The 10794-nt window shown below is 73.5% G+C and carries 8 protein-coding genes; 5 read left to right on the top strand and 3 right to left on the bottom strand.

Features of this window, described 5'->3' with window-relative positions; all coding sequences use genetic code 11:
- The first annotated feature begins 162 nt into the window (after nucleotides 1-162).
- Nucleotides 163-903, top strand: a complete 741-nt coding sequence (locus tag AA75_RS22570; protein ID WP_033822001.1) for a TetR family transcriptional regulator — start codon at nucleotides 163-165, stop codon at nucleotides 901-903.
- A 164-nt stretch (nucleotides 904-1067) separates the two neighbouring features.
- Complete coding sequence (locus AA75_RS22565) at nucleotides 1068-1448, top strand: Zn-ribbon domain-containing OB-fold protein (protein WP_051813067.1); 381 nt, start codon at nucleotides 1068-1070, stop codon at nucleotides 1446-1448.
- A gap of 81 nt (nucleotides 1449-1529) precedes the next feature.
- On the opposite strand, the gene AA75_RS22560 is transcribed toward AA75_RS22565, so the two are convergent.
- Entirely contained in the window at nucleotides 1530-1916 is a 387-nt protein-coding gene (locus tag AA75_RS22560) for a hypothetical protein (protein WP_033822000.1), read from the bottom strand.
- Between the two features lie 281 nt (nucleotides 1917-2197).
- Here AA75_RS22560 and AA75_RS22555 point away from each other — a divergent pair, with 281 nt between their 5' ends.
- A complete protein-coding gene (locus tag AA75_RS22555; RefSeq protein WP_233289140.1) occupies nucleotides 2198-2551 on the top strand; it encodes a tetratricopeptide repeat protein in 354 nt (117 codons plus the stop codon).
- 17 nt (nucleotides 2552-2568) lie between these two features.
- On the opposite strand, the gene AA75_RS52250 is transcribed toward AA75_RS22555, so the two are convergent.
- On the bottom strand, nucleotides 2569-5664 hold the full coding sequence (locus AA75_RS52250; protein ID WP_051813066.1) for a bifunctional diguanylate cyclase/phosphodiesterase: 3096 nt from the start codon (nucleotides 5662-5664) through the stop codon (nucleotides 2569-2571).
- Between the two features lie 329 nt (nucleotides 5665-5993).
- Between AA75_RS52250 and AA75_RS22545 the strand changes: the two genes are divergently transcribed.
- Complete coding sequence (locus tag AA75_RS22545; protein ID WP_051813065.1) at nucleotides 5994-9233, top strand: amino acid adenylation domain-containing protein; 3240 nt, start codon at nucleotides 5994-5996, stop codon at nucleotides 9231-9233.
- A complete protein-coding gene (locus AA75_RS22540; RefSeq protein WP_033821999.1) occupies nucleotides 9230-10003 on the top strand; it encodes a leucyl/phenylalanyl-tRNA--protein transferase in 774 nt (257 codons plus the stop codon). Before AA75_RS22545 ends, AA75_RS22540 begins: the two co-directional genes overlap by 4 nt.
- Here AA75_RS22540 and AA75_RS22535 read toward each other — a convergent pair.
- Nucleotides 9925-10794: MFS transporter (locus AA75_RS22535; RefSeq protein WP_149038310.1), on the bottom strand; the 870-nt coding region annotated here is incomplete at its 5' end. The two genes, AA75_RS22540 and AA75_RS22535, sit on opposite strands and share 79 nt — an antisense overlap.

Raw genomic sequence — 10794 nt, 5'->3', positions numbered from 1 at the left:
CATCTCGTGCTCCTCACTGAGCCGGAAGAGGTCGAAGTCCTGACTCATGATGGGACGCTCCTTAGGGGTGTGGCACTCAGTACCCCTGATTATGCACACTCAGTGCCGTTCGGGCATCCTCCGGGCACGGTCTCCGGGCCGTCGCGGTGCTACCGTCCCCCCATGAGCGAGGCGCGCGAGCAGGAACAGGTCCAGGGCACGGGCACGGCGGCGGGCGGGCGGCCGACCACCCGGGACGCACTGATCGAGGCGGCCTTCCGGCTCTTCCTGGAACACGGGTTCGAGCAGACCACCATCGACGAGATCACCGCGCTGGCCGGGGTCGGGCGGCGCTCGTTCTTCCGCTACTTCCCCTCCAAGGAGGACGTGGTCTTCCCCGACCACGAGGGCGCGCTGGCCGAGATGACCTCCTTCCTGGACGCCGCCCCCGACAGCGGCGACCCGGTGGTCCAGGTCTGCGACGCGGCCCGCCTGGTGCTGCGGATGTACGCGGCCAACCCGACCTTCTCGGTCGAGCGCTACCTGCTCACCCGCAAGGTGCCCAACCTGCGGATCCACGAGCTGTCCGTGGTCTGGCGCTACGAGCGCACGCTCGCCGCGCACCTGCGGGCCCGCTACTCGGCCCGGTCCGACGGCGCCCTGCGCGCGGACGTGGTCGCCGCCGCCGTGGTGGCGGCGCACAACCACGCGCTGCGCACCTGGCTGCGCACCGGCGGCGCGGGCAACGTGCGCGAAGCGGTCGACCTGGCACTGGAGTTCGTCATCGGCACCTGGAGCGAGCAGGCCGGGACCGCGCCCGGGGACGGCGCCGGGCCGGCCGAGGACGTGGTGGTCCTGGTGGCCCGTCGCGGCACCCCGATGTGGCGGGTGGTGCAGGGGATCGAGAGCGCGCTGGACGGCTGACCCGCCTCGGCGGGGGGTCCGTACGGACCGAGGGCCGACCGGAGGGAACTCAGTGCCTTTACACGGGGCACTGAGTGCCATATCTTCCTGAGCAGCATCCGTAGGGAGGAGCCGGAGATGCCCGGAGTACGGAACCGGTCGGCGACGGTCCGCGGCGGTGCACGATGACGCCGTCCACCGCGTTCGCCCCCGTCGGTCCGCTCACCAGCCCCACCGAGGGTGAGCCGGCCCTGCACTACCACCGCTGCCGCTGGTGCCACTCGGCGATGCCGGCCGGCGCCCTGCTCTGCACGGTCTGCGGCTCCGCCGACCTGACCACGGAGCTCAGCGCGGGCACCGGCAGCGTCCGGCGGCTGCTCCGCCCGACCCGCCGCGGCCTCTACCCGGGCCGCCCGTACCTGGTCGCACTGGACGAGGGCTTCACCGTCCAGGCCGGGGTGATCGGCGGCCTGCCCGGCGCGGTGCCGGTCGGCGCCCGGGTCCGGCTCGCGGTCCGGGACGACGACGGACGGCTGCTCACCTTCCGGCTCTGCGCCACCTCGTGACGCACCCGCAGCCGTACCCGGCGCGGCGTGCGACGGGTACGGCTGCGGGTGCGGCTCGGGCTCTTTCGGCCGCGGGCGCCGCTACTGCAGGTCGATGACCAGGCCGTAGACCTCCTGGGCGACCCGGCAGTGCTCGCTGGGCGCGCAGTCGGCGACCGCCCGGCCGTCCGCCGTGTGGTCCAGGGTCAGCTCGTACTGGCCGGCCTCGGTGCGGTAGGTCGCCGTCGAGCGGCCCGAGTAGGCCACCGGGAACTGGGTGTTGGCCGGGACGCGGCCGAGGAAGGTGGCCGGGCCCGTGCTGGACTCCAGCATCGCGTCGCCCTGCGCCACGTTGCGGATGAGCACCGCCTGACCGACCGAGGGGACGACGCCGAGGCCGGGGCCGGAGCCGTCGTTCGAGCCGACGGTGTTGTCCCGGCCGGCGTTGAAGATGTCGTCCCCGGCGACCTGGTTGTTGTCGCCGATCACGATGGTCCGGGTGGTGCCCGGCGCGTCGGCCGCGGCGATGCCGGGCAGACAGGACAGTCCGGTGACGGCGAGCAGGACCGCGGTGCGCCCGAAGGTTCAATTCATGCCATTCCTTTCCTCGGCTGTGTGATGGCGACAGTAGGTTCCGGCCGCTCGGCTCCGACGGACGTTCGGCCAGCCGGGGCCGTGTTGACAGCGGGGTCCGGGCAGGCCGGGAATGCCGAGAAGTAGGTGAATGTTCAACCGATCGACGATGACAACGCACGACGAGAGGAGCCGGAGTGGACACCGGAGTGAACATCGTTGGCCGCGAGGAGAGCACGGCGGAGCGCTGGGCCCGCGCCGAGCTGTTCTTCGACTCCAAGCACTACGCGGAGGCCGCCCGGATCCTCACCGAGGTGGTCGACGAGGTGCCGGGGCAGGTGGGGCCGCGGCTGCTGCTGGCCCGCGCGTACTACCACTCCGCCCAGCTGCGGCGGGCCGAGGAGCAGCTGCGCGAGGTCCTGGAGATCGACCCGGTCGAGCAGTACGCCCACCTGATGCTCGGCCGCACCCTCCAGCGCCAGGGGCGCGCCACGGAGGCGGCGACCTCCCTGCGGCTGGCAGCGGCGATGTCGGGCGGCCCCACGGCCTGACCGGAGGGCGCCGGGCCTCAGGGCCTGCGGGTGGGGAGCTCGGCCGGGGCCGTGTCCTCGCGGACCAGGGCGCCCGCCTGTTCGACGGTGAGCGGGCGGGCGAACAGGTAGCCCTGGCCGAGCGGGCAGCCCATGGCCGCCAGCAGGTCCCGCTGGGTGCTGTTCTCGATCCCTTCGGCGATCACCTGGACACCGAGCGTGTCGGCGATCCGGGTGATGCCCTCGACCAGGGCGAACTGCTGCTGGGAGAGCCCGAGCCCGTCGATGAAGGACTTGTCGATCTTCAGGACGGAGATCGGGAACTCCCGCAGGTAGCTGAGCGAGGAGTACCCGGTGCCGAAGTCGTCGATGGCGATCCGCACGCCGAGCTCGCGCAGCGCCTCCATGTCGGTGCGCACCCGCTCGTCGCGCCGCATCAGCACGCTCTCGGTCAGCTCCAGGATCAGCGTCCCGGGCTGGATGCCGCTGGTCTCCACCACCTGCCGGACGATGTCGACGAACCCGGCGTCGCGGAACTGGCGGGCCGAGACGTTCACGCTGACCCGCAGCGGCCGCCGGCCGGCGCCGTCCCGGCGGGCCGAGGTGAGGCGCTGCCAGGCGGCGGCCTCGGCCGCGGCCCGCTCCAGCACCCAGGCGCCGAGCGGGACGATCTGGCCGCTCTCCTCGGCCAGCGAGATGAACTCCTCCGGCAGCACCATGCCGCGGCGCTCGTGCGGCCACCGCACCAGCGCCTCGAAGGCCACCAGCCCGCCGTCCGTCAGGTCGACGATCGGCTGGTAGTACAGCGCGAAGGCGGACTCGGCGATGGCGGTGTCCAGGCTCTCGTTCAGCTCGTGCCGTTCGACCAGGCCGACCTGGAGCGCCGGCTGGTACTGGCACCACTGCCGCTTGCCGGAGGCCTTGGCGGAGTAGAGGGCGAGGTCGGCGTGGGTGAGCAGCTCGGCCGCGTCCACGCTGTCCTCGGTGGTGGCGACGCCGACGCTGGCGGCCACCCGGACCGTTCCGGAGCTGAGCCGGAACGGTTCCTCGAAGGCGTTCAGCACGGCGTCCGCGGTGGAGCCGACGTCCTCCGGTGACAGGGCGTCCTCGACCAGTACCGCGAACTCGTCGCCACCGAGCCGGGCCGCGGTGTCGGAGGTGCGCAGCGCGGTGGAGACCCGGAGCGAGACCGCCACCAGCAGTTCGTCGCCGACGGCGTGGCCCTGGGTGTCGTTGACCACCTTGAAGTCGTCCAGGTCGAGGAAGAGCACGCCCATCACGGTGCCGCGGCGTTCGCTGCGGGTGAGGGCGTGGCCGACCCGGTCCTGGAACAGCACCCGGTTGGCCAGGCCGGTTAGGGAGTCGTGGAAGGCCCGGTGGGTCAGTTCGCGCTCCATCTGCCGCTGGTCGGTGACGTCGCGCAGGGTCAGCACCAGGCCGCCGACGGTCGGGTCCTCGCGCAGGTCGTTCCAGCGCACCTCGACCTCGATGACGCTGCGGTCGCTGCGCAGCAGCCGCCAGTGTTCGCGCTGTTCGGCCTGCTCCCTGGTGCGCATCCGGGCCAGGGCCTGGTTGAGCCGCCGGCTCTCCTCGGGCGGGATCAGCTCGTTGAGCCGGACGCCCTCGAGGTCGGAGTAGCCGAGCACGCGCTGGGCCGAGGAGCTGGCGTAGCGGATGCCGTCGTCGGGGTTGAGGATCAGGATCACGTCGGACGCGCTCTGCACCAGGGTGCGGAAGTAGGCCTCGCTGTTGCGCTGGCTGATCTCGCGGGTCAGCATGACGCGTTCGACGGCCAGCGCGGACTGGGCGGCCAGGATGTCGAAGGTGCCCCACAGGGCGGCGAGCTGGTGCTCGGTGCCGCCGACGATCAGGACGCCGATCAGCGGCTCGCCGATCGGCCGGTTGTCGAGGGCGAGCGGGCAGATCAGGGCGTTGGGCAGGCCGGAGAAGTGGCGTTCGAGGTCGGAGCCGAGCTCTTCGACCGGCAGCAGGCGGCTGCCCTGGAGTTCGCGGTCGGGTGGGATCCGCAGCACCATCTCGCTCTCGCCGTGCCGTACCCGCAGGCCGCCGTCGGCGCGGACGCCGAGGAGGGCGGAGCGGCGGGGCGCGCGGGGCATCAGGGCGGCGGCGGCCGACTGGACCGCCTCGGAGACCTCGTCGAAGGTGACCGATCCGGTGAGTGACGCTCCGGTCACCCGCAGTGTCCGTTCGCGGGCGACCGCGTGCCGGTGCACCAGGACGACGGACCCGAGCCGGGCCAGCACCAGCAGGAACAGGACGGCGGAGAAGGCGCCGATCACACCGGCGTGGCTGGCGTCGCCGCGGGAGAGGTCCACCAGCAGCATGGCGGGGGCGATCATCGAGGCGCCGGCCAGCAGGGTGAGGCGGCCGCCGGAGATGTCCGGCTGCTGGGTCGGGATCGGCCGGGTGAGTTCGACCATCGAGGGGTGCAGCGCGGCCGCTCCCCAGGCGCAGTAGAAGACGGCCCAGCCGAGGTCCACCGGGCTGCCGATGCGCCAGGTGCCGTGCAGCTGGATCAGCCCGTACGCGACGTCGGCGACCAGCATGCCGAGCACGCCGACGGCCAGCAGCCACAGCGCTTTGCTCTTGCCGCCGCGTGGCACCAGCAGCCGCATCAGCATCGCCAGCACCAGGACGTCACCGAGCGGGTAGGCGATCGAGACGGCCTTCTGGAGCCAGGTGAGATCGGGGTTGCGCTCGTACGGGACGATCAGGTAGATCCAGGCCAGCAGGGCCAGGCCGACGGTCAGGATGAGCGCGTCGATCATGGAGCCGCGGTCCTGCTGGGCGGTGCGCCAGCGGATGAAGCCGTAGATGCCCACCGCGGTCAGCAGGTATTCGGCGAGGTAGAACGCGTCGAACACGGACGGGAAGCCGTACTGGTGCAGGTACTCGGTCTGGATGACCTGCACCACCTCGCCGGCGGTGAAGCTCAGGTTGCCGGCCGCGAGGAGGTACCAGTACTGCGGGTGCGCCGGGCGGTTGACGCGGGTGCCGATGACGATGGCCGCGACGCCGGACAGGCCGATGCCGGTCCACCAGATGATCCGTTCGTCCGGATTCTGGTAGTAGACCAGCGTGAGCACGGCCATCCAGCCGAAGTAACAGGCCATCAGGCGTTGCCTTCGACGTGTCAACCGAGCTACCCCCTTCGCCCCGAGGCAGGAGTTGGGTGGGCCGATGCACGAGGAGTGGCCGCCGGCGACGCGGCGGCGGGGAGCTCTGCGGCTCCGCGACAAATGCGTCTCAATGATACCCAGGGCCATTCGGGTGCCTATAGTCGAAAGTATCGGGGCCGGCCCGGGTCCGCACAGGACGGGCCGGACAGCACGCACGCGGCACCCGTACGCCGGTGCAGCAGCCTCACCGGCGAACCCCCGCCGGTGCCCTGGCGGAGCAACAACCGCCGCCTCCCTGTCACCGCACTGCGAGGTCATGGCCGGTGGACCAGCCGAACCGCTCCCAGCAGCCCCACTCCGGGCCGTTCAGGGTGCTCGCCAACGACGAGGCCGTCCACGCCCTGTGGCCCGACGACCTCCCCGTCCCCGCCGGGTGGCGCACCGTCGCCGGACCGGCCCCCGAACAGCAGTGCCTACGCTCGGTGGCCGAGCTCTGGACCGATCTACGGCCGGCCGGCCGCCGGGCCGGCGGCGTCACCGTGCACGGGCTGTTGCGCCGGCAGGCCGCCCGGACACCCGACGCGCCCGCCGTGGTGGCGGAGGACGAACGGCTCAGCTACCGCGAGCTCGACCGCCGCTCCGACCGCCTCGCGCACGCGCTGCGCGACGGCGGGATCACCGCCGACACCGTGGTGCCGGTCTGCCTGGAACGCAGCGCCGACATGGTCACCGCGCTGGTCGCGGTGCTCAAGGCCGGGGGCGCCTTCCTGCCGCTCGATCCGGCGCACCCCTCGCACCGCCTGCGGCGGCTGGTCTCGGACGCCGGCGCCACCCTCGCGGTGACCAGCACCGAGCACCGGGGGCGGCTCGGCCTGCCCGCGGTGCTGGCGTCGGACTACCGCGGCCCGGGCGGCTCCGTCTCGGCCCCCGCCGACACCACGGTGCCGGACGACCTCGCGTACGTGGTGTACACCTCCGGGACCACCGGCACCCCCAAGGGCGTCCCGGTCAGCCACCGCACCATGGCGCTGACCGTCTCCCGGGCCGCCGAGGCGTACGGGCTCTCGCACCGGGACCGGGTGCTGCAGCTGGGCGCGCTCGGCTTCGACACCTCGCTGGAGCAGATCTTCGCACCGCTGCTCAGCGGTTCGACGCTGGTCCTGGGCGGCCGGCTCACCTGGGCGCCGATCGAACTCGCCAGCCGGATCCTCGAGCTGGGCATCACGGTGGCGGACCTGACCCCGGCGTACTGGCACCGGTTCCTGGACCTGATGACGGAGGGTGCCCGGCCACCCGCCTCGCTCCGGCTGATGATCGTCGGCGGTGACACCGTGCACGCCGAGGACTGCCGGACCAGTCTGCACCGGCTGCCGGCCACCCAGCTGCTCAACGCCTACGGGCTGACCGAGGCCGGGATCACCTCCACCATCTGCGAGATCCTGCCCGGCATGCTGGCCTCCCCGGCGCACGCCCCGGTCCCGGTGGGGCGGCCGCTGCTCGGCACCTTCGTGCACGTGCTGGACCCGACCCTGCGGCCGGTACCGCCGGGCCGCCGCGGCGAGGTCTTCCTCGGCGGCCAGGGCCTGGCCCGCGGGTACTGGCGGCAGCCCGAACTGACCGCGGAGCGCTTCCTGCCGGAGCCGTACGCCGGGGACGCGGGCACCCGGATGTACCGCACCGGCGACTCGGCCCGCTGGCGCCCCGACGGCAACCTGGAACTGCTCGGCCGCACCGACGACCAGGTCAAGGTGCGCGGGTTCCGGGTCGACCCGGCCGAGGTGGAGGCGCACCTCGCCGAACACCCGGCGGTCGGGCTGGTCACCGTGCTGGCGCCGGAGCACAACTCCGGTGCGAGGGCGCTGACCGCGTACTACACCCGGGGCGACGGCACCGGGCCGGACTTCCGGGAGTTCCTGGCCGACCGGCTGCCGGACTACCTGGTCCCGACCGCGTACGTGCCGGTGGAACGGATGCCGCTGACCCCGAACGGGAAGATCGACCGGCGCGAGCTGGCCGACACCGGCCCGGCCATGGCCGGAGCCGGCCGCCCCGGCCAGCGCGGCGCCGGCGGCAACGGCGGGCGCAGTCGCGAGCAGGCCGCCGAGCACGGACTCGCCTACCTGTGGGCGCAGTTGCTCGACGTCGACACGGTGGCGATGGAGGACGACTTCTTCGAGCTGGGGGGAAATTCGCTGCTCGCGATGGAGATGCTGGCCCGGGCGCGGATCATGTTCGGCATCGGCGTGGACCGGATCCGGGACCTGACCCGTGCGCTGCTCACCGACCCGACCCTCGGCGCCTTCACCACGGCCCTGCACGCGGCCGGCCGGGGTCCGGCGGAGACCCTCGCCGGGCAGCGGATCGACTTCACCGGCGAGGCCGAACTCGGCTTCCCGGTACGGCGTTCCGGCGAGCGGGCGGCCCGGCCCGAGCAGCCCGCGGAGATCCTGCTCACCGGCGCCACCGGATTCTGCGGCGCCCACCTGCTGCACACCCTGCTGACCACCACCGACGCCCAGGTGCACTGCCTGGTCCGGGCCCCCGACCAGGAGCACGCGCTGGAACGGATCCGGGCCGCCCACCAGCGCTTCCTGCGGCGCGACCTCGACCCGGCCCGGGTCCGGCCGCTGGTCGGCGACCTGGCCGAACCACTGCTGGGGCTCAGCCGCACCCGCTTCGAGCAGCTGGCCGGCACCGTGGACGCCGTCCATCACCTCGGCGGACAGGTCAACTTCCTTTACCCCTACCACCAGTTGAGGGCTGCCAACGTGGCCGGCACCCGGGAGGTGATCCGGCTGGCCGGGCACTCCCGGGCGGTCCCGGTGCACTACCTGTCGACCATGGCGGTGCTGGCCGGCTTCGGCGCGGCCGGGGTCCCCGAGGTCAGCGAGGACACCCCGCTGGACCACCCGGAGCACCTCTCGGTCGGGTACGTGGAGAGCAAGTGGGTGGCGGAGGCGCTGCTGCACAACGCGGCGGCGGCCGGGCTGCCGGTGTCGGTCTACCGGGTCAACGACGTCACCGGCGACCTGGCGACCGGCACCATGAACCTGGGCACCGAACTGTGCGCGCTCATCAAGTACTTCACCGACAGCGGCGAAGTCCCCGAGGTCGAGCTCCAGTTGGACTTCGTCCCGGCCGACTCCTTCACCCGGGCACTGGCCCACCTGGCGGGCAACACCCCCGCCACCGGGCAGGTCTACCACCTGACCAACCCCAACCCGGCGATGCTGCCGGTGCTGGCCGAGCGGCTGCGCAGCCGCGGCCGCCGGGTCGAGGTGCTGCCGTACCACCGGTGGGTGCGGGGCCTGGTCTCGTACGCGGCCACCCACCCGGAGCACCCGATCACCCCGTTCGTGCCGCTGTTCGTCGACCGCGGCGAGGGGACCGCGATGTCGATCAGCGAGATGTACTTCCGGCCGACCTTCCCGCTGTTCTCCCGCGACCGGGCGGCCCAGGAGCTGAACGGCAGCGGCATCGAGATCCCGCCGGTCGACGACCACCTGCTGGACTTCTACCTGGACCGGCTGGAGGCCACCGGCTACCTGGAGCGCGTGGCATGACCAGCCGGACCACCGACTGGTGGCACTCCGTGGCGGTGTCGGTCGCCCCCGCCGACGCCCCGGCCGCGTTCTGCTCCGACCTGGGGGCGCCCAGCCTGCTCGCCGCCTACCGGGCCGGGCTGTTCCCGATGCCCGCACCCGACGAGTACGCCCGCTGGATGAACGAGGCCCTGTACGAGGACCGGGTCGCCACCGGCGCCATCGCGGTGCCCGGGCACGTCGGCGAACTCCCCTACCAGGTGTCCTGGTGGTCGCCCGACCCCCGGCCGGTGATCCGGCCGGGCCACGCCAGGCTCGGCCGGCGGCTCGCCAGGCGGCTGCGCAACCGGCTCGACTGGGCGACCAGCGTCGACCGCGACTTCGGCCGGGTGGTCGCCCAGTGCGGCGCCGGCCGCGAACCGCGCTGGCTCACCGAGGAGCTGCGGCGCGGGCTGCAGGAGCTGCACGAGCAGGGCTGGGCGCACAGCGTGGAGGTCTGGCAGGGGGCGGAGCTGGTCGGCGGCGCCTTCGGGGTCCGGGCCGGTCCGGTGCTCAGCCTGGACTCGATGTTCCACCGGCTCCCGGACGCCTCCCGGGTCGCGGTCGCCGACCTGGGCGACCGGTTCACCGTGGCGGGCGGGCTGCTGCTGGACGTCCAGTGGGACAGCCCGCACATCCGCTCGCTGGGCGCCCGGCCGCTGCCCCGGGACGACTACCTGGACCTGCTGCGCTCCGGCCCGCCCGCCGGGCCGCCCTCCACAGAGCTGCTCCCCGCCGCCCGGCTGGCCTGAGCCGGGGCCGCCGACCAGTCGGCCGGCGGGCGCTGCGACGGCAGGACGGCGGCCGCCAGCAGCGGGACCAGCGCGGCCACCGCGAACGCCGGGGTGTAGCCGCGCTCGGTGATCAGCGCGCCGACCAGCGGCGGGACCAGCACGATCGCACCGTGCTGGCCGACCCCGTGGACGCCGAGCGCGCGGCCCGCCCAGAGGGGCCCGGCGTACTCTGCGACGGCCGTGTTGTGCAGGCCGTTGGTACTCACCGTCAGACCGCAGGCCAGCAGCAGCGCACCGGTACCGACGGCCGAGTCCCAGGCCGCGCCCAGCGCCAGCAGTCCCAGATCGGCTGCCGTGGCCAGGGCCAGCAACCGGATCGGCCGGACCCGGCTGGCGACCCGGTCGGACCACCAGCCCGCCAGCAGCCGTACCCCCGCGCCGGCCAGGTTGGCCACCGCCAGTACCGCGCCCGCCACCCCGGCCGGCCAGCCGCGCGCCTGGGTCAGGAAGACCAGCGCGAAGCCGGTCACCACGAACTGCGGCACGCACAGCAGCGCGGCCACCGCGTGCAGCCGCCACAGGTACCCGCCCCGGTACGGCGCCGCGGCGGACCCCGGGACGGCCCCGGCGGGCCGGGGCGGGTCCACCGCGAACACCGCGATGGCCAGCCCGGTGACCGCGCACAGTGCGGCGCAGCACAGCAGGGCCCCGCCGACCCCGGCGGCCGCGGCGACCGGCGGCAGCGCGGCGGCGGCCAGTCCGGTGCCCAGCGGCTGCGAGGCCTGCCGGACGCCCATCGCGACGCCCCG

The sequence above is a fragment of the Kitasatospora sp. MBT63 genome (assembly GCF_000710465.2).
Taxonomy (GTDB): Bacteria; Actinomycetota; Actinomycetes; order Streptomycetales; family Streptomycetaceae; genus Kitasatospora.
This window is presented reverse-complemented; position numbering and strand designations above follow the sequence as displayed.